This is a genomic window from Chryseobacterium geocarposphaerae (assembly GCF_002797535.1).
Lineage (GTDB): Bacteria > Bacteroidota > Bacteroidia > Flavobacteriales > Weeksellaceae > Chryseobacterium > Chryseobacterium geocarposphaerae.
The window spans coordinates 1862757-1884155 of sequence record NZ_PGFD01000001.1 but is presented as its reverse complement, the minus strand read 5'-3'; the positions used below and the strand labels follow the sequence as shown (position 1 = coordinate 1884155).

At 35.0% G+C, this 21399-nt stretch carries 20 protein-coding genes; 14 read left to right on the top strand and 6 right to left on the bottom strand.

What is annotated here, in order from left to right; genetic code table 11:
• Window positions 1–42 precede the first annotated feature (42 nt).
• The gene (locus CLV73_RS08360; protein WP_100376377.1) at window positions 43–1839 is read right to left on the bottom strand and encodes an endonuclease; all 1797 of its coding nucleotides are present in this window, start codon (window positions 1837–1839) and stop codon (window positions 43–45) included.
• A gap of 184 nt (window positions 1840–2023) precedes the next feature.
• Here CLV73_RS08360 and CLV73_RS08355 point away from each other — a divergent pair, with 184 nt between their 5' ends.
• Window positions 2024–2839: a T9SS type A sorting domain-containing protein gene (locus CLV73_RS08355; protein ID WP_100376376.1), complete on the top strand. Its 816-nt coding sequence runs from the start codon at window positions 2024–2026 to the stop codon at window positions 2837–2839.
• A gap of 114 nt (window positions 2840–2953) precedes the next feature.
• Here the strand turns inward: CLV73_RS08355 and CLV73_RS08350 are convergent, their stop codons facing one another.
• On the bottom strand, window positions 2954–3481 hold the full coding sequence (locus CLV73_RS08350) for a DUF4136 domain-containing protein (RefSeq protein ID WP_100376375.1): 528 nt from the start codon (window positions 3479–3481) through the stop codon (window positions 2954–2956).
• Window position 3482: 1 nt separating this feature from the next.
• Window positions 3483–3665 carry a DUF5522 domain-containing protein gene (locus tag CLV73_RS08345; protein ID WP_066441318.1) on the bottom strand — a complete coding sequence of 61 codons (183 nt, stop codon included), beginning with the start codon at window positions 3663–3665 and terminating at the stop codon, window positions 3483–3485.
• A gap of 40 nt (window positions 3666–3705) precedes the next feature.
• On the opposite strand from CLV73_RS08345, the gene CLV73_RS19125 reads away from it, so the two are divergent.
• Complete coding sequence (locus CLV73_RS19125; protein WP_100376374.1) at window positions 3706–4032, top strand: hypothetical protein; 327 nt, start codon at window positions 3706–3708, stop codon at window positions 4030–4032.
• Window positions 4033–4037: 5 nt separating this feature from the next.
• On the opposite strand, the gene CLV73_RS08335 is transcribed toward CLV73_RS19125, so the two are convergent.
• Entirely contained in the window at window positions 4038–4649 is a 612-nt protein-coding gene (locus CLV73_RS08335; protein ID WP_100376373.1) for a hypothetical protein, read from the bottom strand.
• A 73-nt stretch (window positions 4650–4722) separates the two neighbouring features.
• Between CLV73_RS08335 and CLV73_RS08330 the strand changes: the two genes are divergently transcribed.
• From CLV73_RS08330 to CLV73_RS08290, 8 genes are all read left to right on the top strand, one after another.
• Entirely contained in the window at window positions 4723–5625 is a 903-nt protein-coding gene (locus tag CLV73_RS08330) for a 1-aminocyclopropane-1-carboxylate deaminase/D-cysteine desulfhydrase (RefSeq protein WP_100376372.1), read from the top strand.
• Window positions 5626–5640: 15 nt separating this feature from the next.
• Complete coding sequence (locus CLV73_RS08325; protein ID WP_100376371.1) at window positions 5641–6699, top strand: glucosaminidase domain-containing protein; 1059 nt, start codon at window positions 5641–5643, stop codon at window positions 6697–6699.
• Window positions 6700–6783: 84 nt separating this feature from the next.
• Entirely contained in the window at window positions 6784–8070 is a 1287-nt protein-coding gene (hemL, locus tag CLV73_RS08320; protein WP_100376370.1) for a glutamate-1-semialdehyde 2,1-aminomutase, read from the top strand.
• A 446-nt stretch (window positions 8071–8516) separates the two neighbouring features.
• Entirely contained in the window at window positions 8517–8882 is a 366-nt protein-coding gene (locus tag CLV73_RS08315) for a hypothetical protein (RefSeq protein WP_100376369.1), read from the top strand.
• A 30-nt stretch (window positions 8883–8912) separates the two neighbouring features.
• Window positions 8913–9464, top strand: a complete 552-nt coding sequence (locus CLV73_RS08310) for a hypothetical protein (RefSeq protein ID WP_157798759.1) — start codon at window positions 8913–8915, stop codon at window positions 9462–9464.
• A gap of 349 nt (window positions 9465–9813) precedes the next feature.
• Window positions 9814–11145: an amidohydrolase gene (locus tag CLV73_RS08300; RefSeq protein WP_100376366.1), complete on the top strand. Its 1332-nt coding sequence runs from the start codon at window positions 9814–9816 to the stop codon at window positions 11143–11145.
• Between the two features lie 52 nt (window positions 11146–11197).
• A complete protein-coding gene (locus CLV73_RS08295) occupies window positions 11198–12043 on the top strand; it encodes a helix-turn-helix domain-containing protein (RefSeq protein ID WP_100376365.1) in 846 nt (281 codons plus the stop codon).
• A 77-nt stretch (window positions 12044–12120) separates the two neighbouring features.
• Window positions 12121–13359, top strand: coding sequence for an amidohydrolase (locus tag CLV73_RS08290; protein ID WP_100376364.1), 1239 nt, complete (start codon window positions 12121–12123; stop codon window positions 13357–13359).
• 112 nt (window positions 13360–13471) lie between these two features.
• Here the strand turns inward: CLV73_RS08290 and CLV73_RS08285 are convergent, their stop codons facing one another.
• Together CLV73_RS08285 and CLV73_RS08280 are read right to left on the bottom strand one after the other, a co-directional pair.
• The gene (locus CLV73_RS08285) at window positions 13472–14683 is read right to left on the bottom strand and encodes a hypothetical protein (RefSeq protein WP_100376363.1); all 1212 of its coding nucleotides are present in this window, start codon (window positions 14681–14683) and stop codon (window positions 13472–13474) included.
• Between the two features lie 23 nt (window positions 14684–14706).
• A complete protein-coding gene (locus CLV73_RS08280) occupies window positions 14707–17175 on the bottom strand; it encodes a TonB-dependent receptor domain-containing protein (RefSeq protein WP_100376362.1) in 2469 nt (822 codons plus the stop codon).
• Window positions 17176–17360: 185 nt separating this feature from the next.
• Here CLV73_RS08280 and CLV73_RS08275 point away from each other — a divergent pair, with 185 nt between their 5' ends.
• The 4 genes from CLV73_RS08275 to CLV73_RS08260 all read left to right on the top strand — a co-directional run bounded on the left by CLV73_RS08275 (window position 17361) and on the right by CLV73_RS08260 (window position 21342).
• Window positions 17361–18038, top strand: coding sequence for a response regulator transcription factor (locus tag CLV73_RS08275; protein WP_100376361.1), 678 nt, complete (start codon window positions 17361–17363; stop codon window positions 18036–18038).
• Window positions 18039–18082: 44 nt separating this feature from the next.
• Window positions 18083–19114 (top strand): sensor histidine kinase, encoded by a 1032-nt coding sequence (locus CLV73_RS08270; RefSeq protein ID WP_100376360.1) that lies wholly within the window; start codon window positions 18083–18085, stop codon window positions 19112–19114.
• 132 nt (window positions 19115–19246) lie between these two features.
• On the top strand, window positions 19247–19843 hold the full coding sequence (locus tag CLV73_RS08265) for an IS1096 element passenger TnpR family protein (protein WP_100377023.1): 597 nt from the start codon (window positions 19247–19249) through the stop codon (window positions 19841–19843).
• A gap of 149 nt (window positions 19844–19992) precedes the next feature.
• On the top strand, window positions 19993–21342 hold the full coding sequence (locus CLV73_RS08260; protein ID WP_100376359.1) for an alpha-amylase family glycosyl hydrolase: 1350 nt from the start codon (window positions 19993–19995) through the stop codon (window positions 21340–21342).
• Window positions 21343–21399 lie beyond the last annotated feature (57 nt).

The following is a 21399-nucleotide window of genomic DNA, read 5'->3' as shown; positions in this document are numbered from 1 at the left end:
GTCTTTTTTATGTTAAAAGGTTATTAGTTTTTGAGTTTAATATTATTTCACAATAAACTTTAATAGGGACTGATCTAATTTTAAAATATAAACTCCTTGTTCCAGATTTTTAATTTTAATTGAATTTCTATTATTTTTAAAAGGCTGATTAATAGTTTGCATTAGTTTTCCCTGAAGATTGTATATCTCAGCTTTTTGAATATTCTCCGTTTCACCTTTTACAAAAATTTCCTGATTAGAAATAGGATTCTGAGAAATCTTTAAACTATTATTTTCAGTGGTTAAATTAGGTGTATTGCTGTTTGCTATTCTTGAAGTTCCGCTATAGCAAGTCCAGCTCAAATTGTCAATGGCTACTCGGTTGGTGGATGAACTGTTAGTTAAAGTAACAACTACATTTCCGGAAGTATTAATATTGTTGATTGTTGTCGTCGTTGCTGTTGTACTGTAAGGAATTGTTCCTACCGTTACGCCGTTTACCTGAACATTAAATGTTCCATTGGTTCCGGTAAATTTAAGCTGGGTAGTCACAGTTAATGAACCGATTCCATTAGCAGATGTATTTGATTTTAGAGAACCATCTCTTACCGTAATTGCTAAATTAGATATTGTCTGATCCGTTCTTGCATCGGTGGCTGTCCATGAAATTCCATTATTTGTCCATGTTCTAGTCAGGTAAGATGATGAGCTTGAAGTTGGAATACTTTCAAAAGTTTCATTCACACAATTGGTTGGCGGAGTTATGGTTCCTGATGTCGTCCCTGAAACGGTTGAGCTGTTGGAAGAAGAATTTCCTGCAGCATCTTTGGCTACAACATAAAAACTATACGTAGTGGAAGAAGATAAGCCTGAAATTGTTGCCGAAGTAGAACTTACCGTAGTTTTCAAACTTCCATTCATATAAACATTATAAGAAGTCACACCCACATTATCTGTTGACGGATTCCATGTAAGAGAAATACTGCTTGATGTAGTTCCTGAAACAGCCAGACCTGTAGCAGCGGTTGGAGCCTGTGTGTCCGTAGCAGGTTGCTGAGACCCCCAGATTAAATTTACATAACTCGGATTATCAATAAAAGGATTTCTGTTTCCCTGGTAAGTATATGAGGCATTATTTCTATTAATTTCAGCCTGAGAAACAGGGTCCTGATTATGCCAAGCCAATAGCACATTCAGCTCCCAGGTCTGTAATCCCGGATAAGCAGAACTTCCCAACATATTTCCTGAAGTAAAAGATGAAAGTTTGTTTTGATAACGGGTTACAAAATAAAAAATCATTCTGGCTACATCCCCTTTGAACTCATCAATAGGCTCAAAAACTGTTCCTGAATATCCCGAAGAAGCAGAACTGCCAAGTTTTGAACCGTTTTTAGAAGTGAAAGTAGCTGTTCCTACCTTTCCAAACGGATAATTAGATCTCATTCCATTTACTTTCCCATCTGTAGCTCTGATGAAATGAATATCTGAAACCATTGGTGAAGCTTCATTAAATAAGCTTTGTGGAACAATATGCTCTCTGTTGTAGCAATTTCCTTCTACTGAATACGTTCCGCACTGATTGGTTACCGGTGTATATTTATAAGGATCTGTCGTAGTCGGTTTCTCTGAATAGATATCTAAAATAGAACCGTCATTTTCATAATTTTTATCAATATCAGTGGTTTTATAACCTGTCCAAAGCCCGTTGTATCCTTTATCCTGATGTCCGTTGGTAATAATGGTGCTTAAAGCCGTTTTTAGATTAGCTCCGGTTAAGCCATTGGCAGAATTATAATATCCGGCCGGAGCCTGAGCTTTTGCCAGAAAGGCAAAGCCTAAGAAAAAGAAGATTTTTTTCATAATATTTATTTTTGTAAGGTTAATACAATTTTATAAATATTAAATTACAAAATTGTTAATATTTTACATTATTTATTTTAATTCTCTAACAGAAATAAGGTTTTATTGTTGATAAAAATCATGTAAAATTAATATTGCCACATCTAATGTATTGCATAAATTCGCATTATTATTTTTATTTAGAATGATTAAAAATTTATTACATGGAACTTATTTACCCATAATCGGTACATTTTGTGGGGTTTTGTTCATCAATGCACAATGCAATCCGGTGACTGAATTTTCAGAAAACTTTGATGCTTACTCCTGCTGTACGATGGGAGTTGTACCTACATGCTGGAATAGCATAAGACTGAATAATGCAAGTCAGATTATTTCAAGTACGCAACCTGCATCAGGAACCAGCCAGATCTATCAGTTCGGATATGGGACGGGAACGGTCTCTATCGTTGTCATGCCCCCGGTTTCAAATATCAATGCAGGAACTCATCAGTTCAGAGTGAAGATGAAAGCGAACTCAGCCGGTTACCTTGAATTCGGGTATGTTACAGATGCTGCTGATGCCAATACCTTTGTAGCCCTTCAGCCGATCAATATCAATAATACAAGTTATAATGACGCTGCAGCAGAAAGAATATTTACGGTTCCCACTACTGTTCCTCCCGGAGCGAGAATGGCAATCAGAAATCCGGGAACTTCTTTTGCCGGCCATTATTGGGACGATGCCGTTTGGGAGCAAATCCAGAATTTGTCTACAGGCGAAAGTACAATTCAGACAGGAATAACGGTTTATCCAAATCCGTTTAATGATGTGCTGAATATTTCAGAAACTAAAGATCTGAAAACCGTTACCATTACAGATGCTGCAGGAAGACTGATAAGAACAGTCGAAAAACCATCTGAAGCAATAGCATTATCAGAGCTGGAAAAAGGAGTCTATTTTGTGATTTTGCATTTTAAAAACGGAACGAGTAAGTCGTTCAAATCAATCAAGAACTAATTTTTTTAAATTTCATATGAAAAGCTGTCATCAATTGAGCAGTCTTTTCTTTTTACCACAAAAAAAGTCAATACAAAAGCTGTATTGACTTTACTATATTTGATTGATTTAAATCTATTTTTTCTGAGGAGGGTAGTTTTTCATGATTTCTGCCATGATTTCAGGAATCTGTCTTTGTTTTGCTTTCGGAGAATCTACAGAAATTCCGCTTCCGATCCCCTGCCAAACCAATTTGTTGGTTCTTGCATCTACGAAATCTACAATAATGGCTCCTTCATTGTAATTGCTGGTCCAGGTTCTGCTCATTCCGACACCCCATCCGAAAGGACCACCCCAACCATACATTCCGTAAGGAGAATTGTTCGTGATGTCGGTAATCTTTTTATGGTTTGCTTTTACATTAATGATAAGATCAGGATTTTCACCGGACTGAAGACCTTTGCTTTGAAGCTGTCTCGACAATTCATTTAAAACTCTGTCTTTATCAATGTCATTTAATTTTAGATCATCAATTCTTAATTTATAAGTTTTATATGAAGTAAAATTTGCTGTATCAGCATAATCAGAACGTACGTTGAACGGACTACAAGATGTTAAACCCAAAGTAGCCGTGGCTAACAAAATAAAAATATATTTTTTCATTTTATTTATTTTTTTTATCGTTTTTAATGAATGTATCGGTCTTTTTATCGTATCCGTAAGGACAATGTCTACAGCCACTCTTACAGCAATATCCTCTTTTCAGGTGAAATTTTTCTGTAAAAACTTTGTACCCTTGTTCATTGTAGTAAAAATCTTCACCTTCTTTGATGTCAAAAAGTGCCATAGGTTAAATCTCTAAGTCAAAAAACTTTATATTTGTTATTATGATAATTATATGCCAAAAGCCTTTAAAAAGATTAAAAATTAATGGCATTGCTCTTTTTCCCTTTATCTTCATTAGGAAACCCGAAGATAAACAAAATAATATACTTATCAATCATGAAAAAATCCATTTAAGACAACAAATAGAGCTTTTGGTGATTTTTTTCTACATTTTTTATGTGTTTGAATATTATTACTGGCTATTCAAGCTAAAAAATAAGGATTTAGCCTACAGAAGAATCTCTTTTGAGAGGGAAGCTTATACGAATGAGTCGGATTTGGCTTATCTTAGTAAAAGGAGATTGTGGGGATTCCGGAAATATTTGTAATCAGTTTACTTCTGATTTTCCCATTCCTTATCAAAATCTTGCTGAGTCTTTTGAGGCTCAAAATAGTGGTCATGATTTCTGTCAATATCATATGAAATTGCTTTGTCAATCATGATGTTAATATCAGGCTTTACCCAGTCGGGCGAACCTTTCTTCTCTTGTCCGTTTGTGAAGACTTTCACTGCTTTTCCATCTTGCATCTCCACCTTCATCACCAAGCAAGGTCCCATATAAGCATTACAGGGATGCCCGGTATAAATGTCTTCTGCAACAGTTCCGTCAGCAAAAGTGATTTTTAATTCGATATAATTTCTGGGCTGGGTAGATTTTGCGCCGTAGCGGGCATAGCTTTCAATCGATCGTATGGTTTTTAGATAATCAATTGTATGTTGTCTGGCTTCGGGAATGTAACCCGGATGCATGGTACTTTGAGTATGATCCTGTATCTCTTTGTCAATTTCGGTGTTAAACATACTGATCATTTTATCGTTTTGTTTATCGGAATTATCCAATTCTGAATTCAAAGGAAAATAATTTCCCGAAACCATATAGAAAATTGCTCCGGTAATAGAAAGAATAATAAGTACAGTAAGAATGGAAACAGCAGATTTTTTCATAATTACATTTTTAAGTTTTGTTTAACTAATTTAAAAATTATCATTTAAAATAAATTCAGGAAATTTGTAGTAAATGAAACTCCCGAAAATACATATCCCTATTATTGAAATTCCTGTTGTGAAAAAGGTGAAACTCTTTATAAAAAGAGAGGATCTTATCAACTCTCAGATTTCGGGCAATAAGTATTGGAAGTTGTTTTTTAATATTAACAACTATATAGAAAAAAATCCTGAAAATCCAGCTATAATAACTTTTGGAGGGGCTTTTTCCAACCATATTTCTGCGGTTTCTGCAGTAGGAAAAATGTTGAATATTCCTTCTCTGGGAATTATCAGAGGAGAAGAGCTGCAGGATAAATGGCGAGATAATCCGACTTTAGTTTTTGCAGAGAAAAACGGGATGAGTTTCAGATTTGTCACCCGCGAAGAATACCGGGATAAAGAAAAACTTATCCAATCTTTACAGGAAGAATTTCCTGAAGCCTTAATTGTTCCGGAAGGAGGAACCAATGAAGATGCCGTAAACGGGGTGAAAATGATGCTGAATGATGAAACAAAAGATTTTGATTATCTTTGCACCGCCGTTGGAACCGGAGGAACGATTGCCGGAATTTTAAAATTTTGTGAAGACAATCAGAAAGTTATAGGTTTTAAGGCGGTAAAGGATTCTTCATTGGAGAATAAAATATTTGAATTAACTTTGAAAAGAAATTTTGATCTAATAGATTCAAGTTTTGGAGGTTATGGTAAAATAAATGATGAAAACATCCGTTTTATCAATGGCTTTAAAGAGCGATACGGAATTCCTTTGGAACCGATATATACAGGAAAGATGATGCAGAGGATTTTTGAACTGATTGATGAAGGATATTTTCCTGAAAATAGCAGGATTTTGTGCTTTCATACCGGTGGATTGCAGGGAATTGAGGGAGCAAATCTGCTTTTACGAAAACAGAATAGAAATTTAATTATATAAGTAAAATTGAAAAACATGAAAAGACTTTTCTTACTAATTAGCCTTTTAGTTTTATCAAAATTCTCAGCTCAGACCTGGGCAACTGAAGATCAATATATCCAAAAATTTGCAAAATACGCGGTAGAGGAAATGGAAAAATATAAAATTCCGGCTTCTATCACGCTTGCACAGGGACTTTTGGAAACCGGAGGCGGTCAAAGCCGGCTGGCTCAGGAGGGAAAAAATCATTTCGGGATAAAGTGTAAAGAAGATTGGACCGGGAAAACAATGAAGCATACCGATGATGCTCCCAACGAATGTTTTCGTGTATACGATGATCCGAGGCAATCATACGAAGATCACTCCATATTTTTATCAACAAGAAAGTATTATGCGAATCTGTTTAATCTTGATATGAAAGATTATAAAGCATGGGCAACAGGTTTGAAAAAAGCAGGTTATGCTACTAATCCGCGTTATGCTTCAATCCTGATCGGGAAAATTGAAAAGTATAGGTTATATGAATTTGATGATACCAATTCTAAAGAAGTTCTGTACGCTGTTCTGAAAATGTATCCGGATCTGAAAGATGACCGAACGTTTATGGCACAGCTTGAGCCTTCAAAAGCTGTAAAAAAATCGAAAGAGCCGGTTACGGTAGAAGTTCCTTATAAGGCGACTTCTTATGCTCAGCAGCAGAAAAGGGTAGAGAAGATTAAAACAAAAGCGGAAATCCTTAATTCAATTCTGATTAAAAGCCACCCAAATGACGGCTTAAAATATATCATCATTCCGGAAGATACCAATGTGCAGTTCATTGCCAATAAATTTAAAATAAGCGAAAGCAAACTTTTAAAATGGAATGAACTGGAATCTGATGTGTTGCACAAAAACGATATTATTTTCCTTGAATCTAAAAACTCAGACGGAAACACTCCTACCTACAAGGCAGAATCAGGCGAAAATATGCATGACATTGCTCAGAAATTCGGAATTAAATTGAATAAATTATATGCAAAAAACAGAATGGATGAAGGACAGAAACCTTCAGCCGGACAGCTGATTTATTTAATTGATAAAAAACCCAGAAACTAATTTAATTTATATATTGATGATTGCTAGTTGATGGTTAATATTGACCACTGACTAGCAATTATTAATTTTACCACTATAAAAGATATGAGATACCAAAGAAGCTCGGCTTTATTTGATGAAGCTTACCAATACATTCCCGGCGGAGTCAATTCTCCGGTTCGTGCATTCAAATCAGTAGGAGGAGTTCCTGTTTTTATGAAATCTGCAAAAGGCGCTTATCTTACAGATGCTGATGATAATACGTATATTGATTATATAAATTCCTGGGGACCCGCTATTTTGGGGCACACCCATCCGGAAGTGTTGGAAGAATTAAAAATCCAGGCAGAAAAAGGTTTTTCTTTCGGAGCACCGACTGAACTGGAAACTGAGATCGCAAAATTTATTACTGAGAATGTTCCGAATATCGACCAGATCAGAATGGTTTCTTCAGGAACCGAAGCTTGTATGAGTGCCATCAGATTGGCAAGAGGATTCACAGGAAGAGATAAATTTATAAAATTTGAAGGTTGTTATCACGGTCACTCAGATTCTTTTCTGATTAAGGCAGGAAGCGGAGCAGCGACATTTGGAAATCCAAATTCTCCGGGAGTGACTGCGGGAACAGCAAAAGATACTTTATTGGCAAGATATAACGATTTTGAGCAGGTGGAAGATCTGTTCAGACATAATCAGGGCGAGATTGCAGCGGTAATTATAGAACCTGTAGTCGGAAATATGGGGTGTGTTCTTCCTGAAAATGAATTCCTTCAGAAATTGAGAAAAATCTGTGATGAGAATGGAACTTTATTGATTTTCGATGAGGTAATGACAGGTTTCAGATTGGCTTTTGGAGGTGCTCAGGAGCTTTTCAATGTAAAAGCTGATTTGGTAACATATGGTAAAGTAATCGGAGGCGGACTTCCGGTTGGTGCTTTTGCAGGAAGAAATGAAATCATGGATCATTTAGCACCTAAAGGAGGAGTTTACCAGGCAGGAACATTGAGCGGAAACCCTTTGGCAATGAGAGCTGGTTTGAAAACTTTGCAGATTATCAAAAACGATCCTGAATTCTTCAACAGATTAGCCAAAACGACAGAAACCTTAGATTTTGAAATCGGGAAAATTTTAAATGAAAAAGGAATCGCGCATAAGATCAACAGAAAAGGATCTATGATGTCTGTATTCTTCCATATCAACAGAGTTTCCAATTTTGATGAAGCTCAGAATGCGAATCATTCGCTGTTCAATAATTTTTTCCATCAGCTATTACAAAACGGAATCTATCTTCCGCCAAGTGGCTATGAAACGTATTTCATTAGTGATGCAATTAAAGACAAAGAAATTGATATGACGTTGGAAGCAGTCAGAAAATTTGAATATTCGAATTAAGATATCAAAAGGATGAGGTTTTTACTTCATCCTTTTTTATGCACTTGTTTGCTGTGCATTGGTACAAAGCTCCTTTAGAGTTTTTTTTTGTTTAAAAATAAAATAATTTACTCATAAGTGAATTATTTTATATATTTTTGAAAAGAGTTTTACTTATGATAAAACTTTAATATCCATAACCAAATCATAATATGAGAAATACAATTTTGTTTAAATTGTATAGTAAAAAACTATATCTAATTTTTATTGCTTCGAAAGATGATTCCTTCCTTGAGAATCACAACATATCTTTTAATAAAATCTTTCTTGATCTAAAATTTCCACTAACAATTTTGTTGCAATGGTAAGCTCTAATTTTTTGGCTTTTCAATTATCCTAGTATCAATAATAGACATCATTCTTTTAAAATAGAACTTTAAAAAATATTAATTACAAAATTAAAAATCATGAAAAAAATCGCATTTATTGCTTTAGTTATCGGTACACTCATGGTGAGTTGCCAAAATGAGCAAAGACAAGCTGTAGAAACTCCAGAAACAGTAGAAACCCTTAAAGCTGATGCTGTCAATAATTTTGAAAGTGCTTTAAAAGCTATTAGCAAAGGAGGTGAAAGATATGTTGGCGAAAATAAGTTGCTTAATGAAGAGGGAATCAAGATTCTTTTACCTGCTGCTACACAATTGGCTTTGGATAAAGGGATCTCTGAGGTGGAATTACAAAGACTTAGTAAAAGGGATATAATAGAAAAAGGACTAAGAATTTATCAGGAAAATATCGCAATATATAGAACAAAAGTAAAATCAAATAATTAAAATACTACTATGAAAAAGCTATTAACACTTTTGCTGGCATCAGGTTCAATTTATTTTATTAATGCTCAAGGTCCTCCGTATGCTGCGACCGATGAGATGCAGATTCTGAATTATAGTAAATTTATGATGGGTGGGCACGTTAGTGCTACTAATAACGGTTCTTTTCCTGCGTTGAGTGGCCCATTTAGTGATAATATTTATCCTGTAGGAGATCCTTTGGGGCGTAATATAACTTCTTACAGAAAATATATGAATTCTCATCTGTCATCTGTTCCAATAAATAATTGGTGGATAGCAACAGCTGCTACAACATCTTATTTAACTCTACCATCTATAAGCCCGGCATTAAACACTCCATTTGGAACTTTAACGGGTTGGGGAGGTATGCAAGTGGAATACTGGGAACCTAATAATGGTTTGCCATCAGGAGGATTTTCTGTGAACTATGATGCAAGAATAGAATCGCCTGGTGGAACGCATATGATACTAACTTACCCGATGACGTATTCTGATGCTAATATATCTGTAACTTCTTTTTATACAGGTGGAACAAATAATGATTATATTGTGGTTATATCCTAAAAATATTCCAATCTTTTAAAACAAGCAGAGTAAAAAAGAATACTTCTTCAATGAGAAGTATTCTTTTATGTTTAACATTTATTTCTTATATCTCAAGAAATCTTAAATCTAACCTGAGGAATACTGTTGCCAGAGATCATCAAGCTATTGTTCTTTTGTGTAAACTATTACTATTTTCACTTTACTGATTCTAAGATTATGATGAGCAATAATGCATTCTGAAAATAATTGATTAGTATATCTTTTATAAAAAGAAAAATTTACTTCTGATAAATCGTACAGAGAATACAATAATTCATACCAATAATTCCTTTTCATTCTTTCTAGATTTGTTCTAAATAATTTGGAAATGAACACTTCAGGCAGCATATCACGGAAAGATTTTCTTAAAAATTCAGCTTTGGCAATAGCAGGATTGGCTTTAACTTCAAATATGATGGGGGCAACTTCAATTTTTAATGATGTAGCTATTTCTTCAAAGGAAAAATTAGCTTTAAAAAACGTTCGGCTTGAAACAGGTTTTGAATATGAAGAAGGTGAAGTGATAGCTACAAAAACCGATTTATTTTATATTGAAATTGAAAATGGGAAAATCACAAAGATTTCTCCCAATCAACCTAATGCAAAGGTTATTGATGCAAAAGGATTTCTAATGCTTCCGGCTTTCAGAGATATGCACATTCATCTGGATAAAACTTTCTATGGTGAAAAATGGCAGGCTGTAAGAAGGAGAGTCGGCGGAGTGAAAGGAATGATTGCTCTCGAACAGCAAATGATGCCTGAGTTATTGAAAAATTCAACATTTAAGGCAGAAAAGATGATTGAATTATTGCAGTCAAAAGGAACTTCCTTTGCAAGAAGCCACGTGAATATTGAGCCTACCTCCAAATTGCAGTCTTTAAAGAATCTGCAGAAAGCTTTAGAAAATAAAAAGGAAACGTTCGGAGCGGAACTGGTGGCTTTTCCACAGCACGGAGTATTTTATACGGATTCTGTTCCGTATCTGAAGGAAGCCGCGAAAATGGATATTGACTTCATTGGTGGAGTAGATCCTTTTACTATTGACGGAGCGATAGAAAAAACAATCGATTTTACGGTTCAGTTGGCGTTAGATAACAAAAAGGGAATTGATATTCATTTGCATGAAAGCGGAGAATCCGGTTTGAAGACGGTTGAGTATTTAATTGATAAAGTCAACGAAAATCCTTCGTTGAAAGGAAAAACTTATTTAAGTCATTGTTTTGTTTTAGGTAAACTGGAGAAAATAAAACAGGAAGAAGTTGCAGAAAAGCTGGGCAATGCGGAAATAGGGATTGTTTCTACGATTCCTTTTGGCAGCTTAATTATGCCGATTCCGACTTTATATAAGCATAACGTGAAAGTATTGACCGGGAATGACAGTATTGTTGATCACTGGAATACATTCGGGACGGGAAGTGTGTTGCAAAAAGCAAATTTAATGGCTCAGTTGTATGGACAATCTACAGAATTCTTATTATCAAGAAGCCTGAAACTGGCGACGGCAAATGTTTTACCATTGGATGATAAAGGGAATCAGCAGTGGCCAAAAGTTAGCGATCAGGCAGATTTGGTGTTCTTAAATGCAAGCTGTTCTGCGGAAGCCGTTTCAAGAATTTCTCATGTGGAATCTTTGATTCATCAAGGGAATATTGTGTTTTAAAAAGAATTTCATTCTGATAAAATTTACGTATTTTAGGGTAAATTATTATGGAATGAGCCATCAGTCAGATTATTTTCCTATTCTCGGTATTCATGAATTTGCGGAGAAGCAGTCAAAAACCTGTGATCTCTTGTTTAATGAATTGAGCGGTGAAAGAAGGATTGATGAACCTCATAAACATGATTTTTTTATCATTAATCTTTTTGAAAGAGGAAAAGGGGTTCATATCATCGATTTTGTTGAATATCAAATTGAGAATCATCAGATTCATCTGGTTTTTCCGGATCAGGTGCATCAATGGACAATTGAAAAAGAAACCATTGGCTATCAATTGATGATCAGCAGAGAATGGTATGAGAGTTTTCTTCCCGCTTTAAGGTTTTCTTCATCTTATTATTTTCAGCATCCTGCTTTTACGGTTTCAAAGGAAATTTATCAATTGTTACTGCATGAGTTTCAGGCTATAAAAAAAGAGCTCAGCGAAGAAAAAATATTCTGGGAGCTAATTCAGAAAAGAAGCGAACTTATCGGTTTATTGGTAAGTAAATCAGTAGAAGGGGTTTTTAAAGATTTTGAGATCTATAATTCTAATCCTATTATTTCTAAGTTTCTGAATTTAATTAATGAATATTTCAAAACGGAACGTTCGGTTTCTTTTTATGCGGATAAATTAAATATTTCAGCAAATTATCTCAATATTGTTTGCAAGAAAATTCTTAACGCATCGGCATCTTCATTAATTCAGGATAGAATTCTACTGGAAGCAAAACGTTTGCTGAAAGTCTCTGAAATGTCTGTAAAAGATATTGTTTACGATTTAGGCTTTTACGATCATGCCAGTTTTTCTAAATTTTTTAAAGCACAGACCGGAATGACACCTTCACAATTCAAAGAATAATCTGTACAAAATCTGAAATAATTTATACACCTGTTTAAAATTTTGCCGGTGTAATTTTGTATGACTAAATGAGAGTTATGCAATCGTCTTATCAATTTATAGCAAAAGGAAATTATTCGCTGAAAAATATCCGTTTGGAAACAGGATTTGAATATGATGATGAAGATGTAATCCGGACGAAAACAGATCTGTTTTGTATCGAAATTGAAGATGGGAAAATAAAATTGGTAAAGTCAAACAATCCTGATTTAGAAGCAATTGATGCAAAGGGGAAACTGATGCTTCCTGCTTTTAAAGATATGCATATTCATCTGGATAAAACTTTGTACGGACTTCCGTGGCAGGCGCTTTCACCCAAAAGAAGAACGGTAAAAGATATGATTGCCTACGAACAGGAAATCATTCCGAAGCTTTTGAAAACTTCTGTAGAAAGAGCGGAACAGTTGATTGATCTGTTACAAAGCTACGGGACGAATTTTGCAAGAACGCATTTTAATATTGATCCTACTTCGGGGCTAAAATCATTAGAAAATTTAGAAAAAGCATTAGAAAATAAGAAAGATTCTTTTAAGGCAGAATTGGTTGCTTTTCCTCAGCACGGTGTTTACTATACAAAGTCTGCTCCTTTAATGGAGGAAGCAGCAAAGCTGAAAAATGTAAACTTTATCGGAGGCTTGGATCCTTTAAGTATTGACGGAAGTATTGAAAAAGTATTGGATTTTACGGTTCAGCTGGCTTTGGATAACAAAAAAGGGATTGACATTCATTTGCATGAAAGCGGAGAATCAGGGATGAAAACAATCAATTATTTAATAGATAAAGCCATTGAGAATCCTGAGCTTCAAGGGAAAACTTTTGTAAGCCACGCGTTTGCTTTAGCTTACTTAAATACAAAAGAAGCGGAAGAAATTGCTCAAAAATTATCCGCTGCAAAAGTGGGAATTGCTTCTTCTGTACCTTTTAGAGGGAAAGTGATGCCTATTCCGACTTTGAAAAAATATGGAGTGAACGTTTTGATCGGAAACGATAATGTCCAGGATTACTGGAGTACATTCGGATCAGGAAATATGCTGCAGAAAGCCAATTTAATTGCAGAGCTTTATGGCTACGAATCTGAATTTGAGCTTTCCAGAGCATTGGAATTTGCGACTCAAAACATTCTTCCATTAAATAATAAAGGAGAGCAGCAATGGCCGAAAACCGGTGATGAAGCCAATGTCGTTTTAGTGGATGCGAGCTGTTCCGCAGAAGCGGTCTCAAGGATTTCCCATGTGGAAGGTTTGATGAATAAAGGAAATCTATTTTGGAAAAAGTAAATATAATATATAGTTGTGTTTTTTTAATACTTGTTTTTATCAATGAAATAATCCATCCCGATAATGAGATGGATTATTTTTTAACTTGATATGAAGAATTGTTACTATATGCTTAGTTCATAGCATCAGTTGTGTCGAAGCTTGTAAGACCAGTCCATCCTTTAGCCCAATCAGGTAAAGCTGTTCCGCTTCCTGCTCCCAATGCAGCTGAATTTTCAGAGTAAACAGAAGTGATATCCACAGCTGTTCCTGCAGTGTTTTTAGCTTTAGATTTTGTAGCAATATTTACAAATCTTAAGTTTTTAATATAAGATCCTGCCTGGAACCACGCTAAAGTTCTGTCAGTTTCAAAATCAAGACCTGTAGTAAAGTTCGCTAAAACGATATTATCGAATTGACCGTTAGATCCTGCTCTTACTTTCATTCCTTGAGATTCTGACCCTCCTGCATTTCCTAAGAAAGTAGCATTGTTAATTGAAGGATTAGAAACTCCGTTTCCGAAAGTTGTATTAGGGTTTGTATCCTGAGTATCTGCTTCAATACCTCTGTTTCCTGGTTCAGCAGCAGTTTGGTAAGCTTTCATTCTTGCAGCATAAAGATAGTTTACAGTACCTTTGTATCCTTCAGTCCAGTCGAAAGAATCATCTCCAACACCTGTTACTACAATGTGATCCAAGTTTACGTTCCCACCGAAACACTCAACACCGTCATCAGCACCAATAGTTACATATACATAAGAAATTGTTGTTCCGCTACCAACTCCGAAAAGAGAAAGCCCGTTGAATTCTTTTTCAGGATTGTATTTGAATCCGCTATCTTTAATTACAAGATATTTGATGATACCAGAGTTATCAGCAGTGTTTGTACCTCCATAAGTTAAGTCACCTAATTCAGAAGTTGACGTTCCTGCAGCAGTTCTGTTTGAAGGAGCGTTACCTAAGATAACAATACCTCCCCAGTGTCCTTGTTTGTGAGCTGTACCTTCGAAAACTACCGGGTTTGAAGCCGTACCGTTAACGAAGATTTTGCCACCTCTGTCTACGATAAGGTAATTAGCACCTTCAGCAACCGTAATTCTTGTTCCTGCAGGGATGATAAGGCTTGCACCATTTTCTACCATTACTTTACCCGTGATTGTATATACTTTAGAAGGATCCAATGTTACTGTAGTTCCGGCAGCAATATTTCCTTTGAAATTGCTTGGATCGATTGTTGAGATTGTTTCTGTTGAATCATCATCAGAGTTGCTACAAGAGATCGCAGCTGATGAAAATGCCGCAGCTAATGAAAAGAAAAGAGCAGCTTTTAAAATTGTTTTTTTCATAACTTTTATAGATTTAAATATTATTAGAATTTATATGAAAGACTTAATCCAACCTGACGACCTTTTGTATAGTCTTTGTGAATGAATGTTTTTGTAGTGTTTTCCTGTTCGATTTTGAAGTGAGGATTTAGCAGGTTCTTTGCAGAAATTCCGATTCCTATTTTATTCAAGGTAAAGCTTAAGTTCATATCAAGAATTTCTCTTGGAACTTCGTAGAAGTTTCCAATGAATCCTGTTCCTACTGAATAAAGGCTTTTTCCAATATGTGAATAGGAAACTACAAAATCTAAACTGTTGATATTATTCCATTTGTAATTATATCCTAGGTTTACGTTTGCAATGAAATCCGCAACTCCCTGCATTTTATCTTTAGGCGTGTTGAATACGATTGTTTTACCTCCGTTTTCCTTTGCAATTTCGTTTTCAGATTTAAATTCCTGCTCAGAATGCATATAGGTTGCATTAAGGAAAGTGTAGATTTTAGAATTATTCCAAGAATAGATATCCTTTCTGAATTCCGCTTCAGCTCCGAAGATATATCCCCAGTCTGAAATGTTGAAATATGTCATGTCACTTGGTGCAGAACTCGCGTAACTTGTTCTTGCAATAGCATTCTGAATGTACTTTCCAAAGGCAGTTACAGAGATAACTTCACCTGATTTCGGAAATAATTCCCACTTTAGATCTGCATTATAGTTATCGGAAGGATAAAGGAATTGATTACCATAAGTATTGGTTGTTACATCGTAGTAAGCAATCGGGATAATTTCTTTTGCCTGTGGTAATGTATATGATTTTGAAAAAGCTAATCTTAAATTCTGTTTGTCATTTAGACTGTACTTGGCATTTAAAGCAGGTAAGAATTTGTTGTATTGCTTATTCTTTTTGCCTTCAGCTGCAATTGGATCTAGCCATTTCATCTGCATATCGATGTAATCAAAACGGCCACCAACCTGAACGATGAATTTATCAGAAAGAGTAATATCTACATTGGCTAAACCGGACTGAATATTTTGTTTTGCGGTATAATAAAATGGCTTAAACAATTTATCAGTAGGCTGGAACGTAATATAACTGAATAATGAGTTGTTCCCTGCATTGATATATCCGTCAATATTATTAGGATCTACAGGTACTACATTACTGAAGTTCATACCAATAGTCGTATTTTCAAACTTTCTGTCCTTATACTGACCATCATATCCTACAGTAACTTTGAATTTTTCGAAAGTTTTAGTAAGATAAGCATGCCCTAAAACCGTGTTATCTTTTAATTCATCAAAATATCTGTGGTTGTTGATTGCACTTCCCGCAATAAGCTGCAAGTTTGTGGCATCGATAGTATTCTGCATACGGTCCGGTCTTTTGCTGTTCAGCATATTGTAACCTAAAGCCCAGTCTGCAGACCATGTACCACCAAATTTATGCGTTCCTAATAATTGATTGACCCAAGTAGTAGTAATTTTATTATCGCCTCTGTTGATGATCACATTTCTGTCTACATCATAAGAATATCCCTGATAAATTTTTGATGACTGATCAGAAGAGTGGATATAATTGGATGTGAAACTGATTCTATGATTGGCATTAATTCTATACCCTAAATTAACTAAAGCCGTTGTATTGGTTTTATAATTAAAACGTTCTACACTTGTATAGTTTTTACTTGGTGTATTATCGAAGAAATAATAGCCTTCTTGTCCCTTACTGTACTCATATGAGTTTTCAAATCCTGCATAAGCAAATAATGAAAGCTTACCGAAAGTAGCACCTCCTTCAATATTCATATCTGTATTGAAAGGATTGTCTGCGTTTTTGAAATTCCAGCTTGTCTGGAAAGGATATTTTTGATATGGATTCCCTTTAGTAAAAGTAGTTTCTTTATACCCGAAGAATCCAGGAGCACCATCCTGTACTTTGAAATCTTTTTTGTCAAATGTCTGAAGATTGATGCTGCTTCCTAAACCAACCTTAAAATAAGGTTTTCCTGAATGTTCTTTAGAAACGATATTCACGTTTGCACCGCCAAAATCACCAAGCATTTTAGGATTGTATACTTTATCTAGTGAAATATATTCGATCATTGAGGTTTTGAAGATCTCAAGATTGATGTTTTTGTACTCAGGATCGTCTGATGGAATTGGTAATCCGTTTAATGTTGTACTGTTGTACCTGTCTCCTAGACCTCTTACGAATATCTGTCCGCTTCCTTCCTGCTTAGTAGTTCCCGTAGCTTTGGTTACAGCTGTTGCAGCGTCTCCTACACCTTGTTTGGCAAGCTGCACAGAACCGACACGCTCGATTACTTCTACAGATTTTTTTTGTAAATTGATAAGGTTGGCTTCAGTTCCTTTTTTAGTAGATCCTTTAATGATTACCCCCTCAATTTTTTTTTCTTTCTTTACGGTATCGTTTTTGCTCGATTGAGCGTAAAGTACAGTTCCCGATGTTGTTAAAAACAAAACTGCAATACTCAGTTTTCTAAAATTCATTTCTTTTACTATATTCTTTCGGTGCAAAGGAATAAAAGATTGTCGGGGTAAATGGTTTAGTAAAATTTAATTTTTTTTTAACTAAACATTAAGAAAAGAATATAATTGTTAACTTTATGTGAACGATGTGTGATTTGTTAATCTGTGCTTTAAAAATTATTAACTTTGACTCGTAAAAATTAAAAATGAACCAAAAGAAAATCCTCTTAATAGACGATGAACTGGATATTTTAGAGATTCTGTCTTACAATTTAGAAAAAGAAGGCTACGATATTTATACCGCTACCAATGGTAACGAAGGAATTGACAAAGCCAAGGAAATTATTCCAGATCTTATCTTATTAGATGTCATGATGCCGGAAAAAGACGGTATCGAAACCTGTCAGGAACTTCGTAAAATAAAAGAACTTCAAAAAACATTAATTGTTTTCCTTTCTGCAAGAAGCGAAGAATTCTCACAATTAGCAGGTTTTCAGGCAGGAGCCAATGATTATATTGTGAAATTAATCAAACCGAAAATCCTTACCTCTAAAGTAAATGCATTATTACAACTCACTTCTCAGGTTTCGGATAATACTAAATTAATTGAAATCGGAGATTTGGTAATTGACAAGGATAATTTCAGAGTTTCAAAAGCCGGGCAACAGTTTTTATTACCTAAAAAAGAATTCGATTTGTTGTATCTTTTAGCTTCCAATACAGAAAAAGTATTCAAAAGAGAAGAGATTCTTGAAAAAGTTTGGGGAAATGATGTAATTGTAGGGGAAAGAACGATCGATGTTCACATCCGTAGATTAAGAGAAAAATTAGGAATTAATACTATTCAGACCTTAAAAGGAATAGGATATAAGCTTATTGTTTAATCTGAAACTTTAGATATACAACTAATTATTAAATATTTGTAAAATTGAAATTTTACAGACTTACTCTCGCCACCTCTTGTTTACTTACAGTGGTGATGTTTCTTTTGGTCATCACTTTTGATTGGCTAAAGGATCTTTATGATCAGACTCCATTCTTCAGAATAGGACTTCTCATCTGTCTGATTCTTATTTTCATTATCAATTATCTGGTGTTGGAGCTGCTTTTCAATTATTATGGAAAAAAGCAGGTTCGTGGACTTTCTCAGCTCTTACCTCAGGAAATTGTACAGGATAACGATGAGAATATTACCATTAAAGAATTGGGGGAGAGATTTTCTGACCTCAATCAGCAGAAAGTTTCTGAAATTGACATGATGAAGGAAATGGAAAGCTACCGTAAAGAATATATCGGAAATGTTTCCCATGAGCTTAAAACTCCGTTGTTTTCTATCCAGGGATATGTGGAAACATTGAGAGATGGGGGAGTCGATAATCTTGCTATTCGTGATAAATATCTGGAAAGAATTGATAAGTCTGTTGAAAGGCTCATTGCCATTGTGACAGATTTGGATATGATCAACAGATTAGAGGCCGGAGAGATCAATCTTACGGTTTCCAGATTTGATGTGAATCTCCTGATTAAAGAGATCTTTGATTTACTCGATCTTGAAGCGGAAAAACGCAATACTACATTACAGATTCAGACTTTGCATCCTCAGATTTTTGTAGATGCCGACAAACAAAAAATATCACAGGTTTTTATTAATTTAATTTCCAATGCTATTCACTATGCCAATAGGCAGGAAGCTAAAGTGGTGGTGAAAACAAGTATTCTTAAAAATAAAGTTCTTATTGAAGTTATTGATAACGGAATGGGGATAAAATCTGAAATCCTACCCAGGATTTTTGAGAGATTTTATCGTGTCGAAACCAGCCGGAGCAGAAGGGAAGGAGGTTCTGGTCTGGGCTTGGCAATTGTGAAGCATATTCTGGAAGCTCATAACGAAAACATTACGGTGGAAAGCGTATATCTTGAAGGAACAAAGTTCAGTTTTATGCTTGAAAAAAGTAAATAACTCCGGCAAAATGTAAGAAAAAAAAATATTTTAAAAAATTCTGAAATATTTTTTTGTCACATGTCATTTATTATATATTTGCAGCAGAGATTTATCATAATAAAAAAGGCAAAAAGTAATTTAAAAACTGATATGGTTTACAAAATCCGCGTAATATTAGATGCGAAAGAAGATATTTTCCGTGATATCGAAGTTAAAGGGAAACAGACGCTATGGAACTTACATTTAGGTATTAAGAGTGCATTCAGCTTGCAGGGTGACGAGCTTTCTACTTTTAATTTACTTGAAGAAGATGGAACGATAGTGAAAAGTGTTCCGTTGGAAGATATGAGTGACGACGGTGATGGCGAAATTATGTCTGATGTATACATTGATGAAGCCTTCGAAAACTCAGGAGATAAAGCACAGTTCCAATACGGGCTTCTTGATCTTTGGGAATTCTTCTGTGAATTGGTAGAAGTAATCGAAGAGACAAAAGGAGTAAATTACCCTATCACTGTATACAGATTTGGTAATGTACCTTTAAAAGCTCCTAGCAAAAACGGTGCTTCAGGAGGATCAAAGAAAAAATCTGCAATGCCTTTGATGGATGATGATTTCAGCTTTGATGATGATTTTGGAGGAAGCAGCAACTTTGTGGATGAAGATGATGATAACTTTGACGATGAGGAAGAAGACTACAATGATGATGTTTTTGATGATGAAGATGATAACGATGATGAAAGATAAAATATCTAAACAATATATTAACCCTGAATGAAAATTCAGGGTTTTTTATGCAATAAACAGAAGCAGAAAATAGTTTTTAATCAAAATTTATCATTTACAGTTCATTTCTATTATCACTCAATTCGTTACTTTTGTTAAAAATAGATAAAATGAAAAAATGGATTTTATCGGCTTTAACCGGTATAGGAATGATTTCCTGTACTACTCAAAACATAAATAAGAACACTATGGATTTCCCGAAAGAATGGAAGCATACTACTAATATCTACGAAGTAAACGTAAGACAATATACAGAAGAAGGAACCTTCAGAGCATTTGAAAAAGAAATGCCCAGACTGAAAGCGATGGGTGTAAAAACACTTTGGTTCATGCCTATTACTCCTATTGCCCAACAAAATAAAAAAGGAAGCATGGGAAGTCCGTATGCGGCTTCGGATTATGTTTCTATCAATCCTGAACTTGGAACGATGGCAGATTTTAAACATATGGTAAACGCTGCCCATAGATTAGGCTTTAAAGTTATTATAGATTGGGTAGCCAATCATACGGGTTGGGATCATATTTGGACAAAGACACATCCTGAATTTTATCTAAAAGATCCGGATGGAAAATTTCATATTGCTTCAGGGATGGATGATATCATTGAGCTGGATTATAAAAATCAGGAGATGAGAAAGGCCATGATTGATGCCATGAAGTTTTGGGTAAAGGAAACCAATATAGACGGCTTCAGATGTGATTTGGCATCCTGGGTTGAAGTAGATTTCTGGGAACAGGCAAGACCGGAAGTAGAAACCATAAAGCCTCTTTTCTGGTTAGGGGAATTTGATGAACTCGAAAACCCTGAATACGGAAAAGTCTTTGATGCAAGCTATTCCTGGAAATGGATGCATGCTTCGAATGATTACTACAACCAAAACCAGCCTTTGCAGAATCTTAAAGATTTACTGGCAAAATATACAGCAATAGGAGACGGTTCGATGAGAGCTTGGTTTACCTCCAATCATGACGAAAACTCCTGGAATGGAACAGAATATGAAAAATATGGGGTTATTACCAAGCCAATGGCAGTTTTTTCAGCAACCTGGAATGGTGTTCCGTTGTTGTATTCAGGACAGGAGCTGCCTAATAACAAAAGGTTGGAGTTTTTTGAAAAAGACCCTATAAAATGGACTAATAATTATCAAAATGCAGATTTCTATAAAACCTTACTCAATTTAAAGTCTTCCAATCCTGCTTTAAGAGGTGGTGATCCTGCAGCTTCTACCCAGCTTCTGAATACGACAGCAAATGATAAAATTTTAGCTTATCTCAGAAAAAATGGGGAAAATGAAGTTTTAGTGGTATTAAATATGTCAAAGGAAGCCGTTGACTTTACTATTGAAGACGATCGTTTATCAGGTGTTTTTACCAATGTTTTTGAAGGGACAAAGCGTGATTTTAATCAAGGAAAGAATTTTCTTTTTCAGATATCAGACTATGCTGTCTTTGAGAAATAGTGGTTATACCGAAATACTTTAGTATACTCTTGATTATGAAAGACTGAGAGCTCGTTA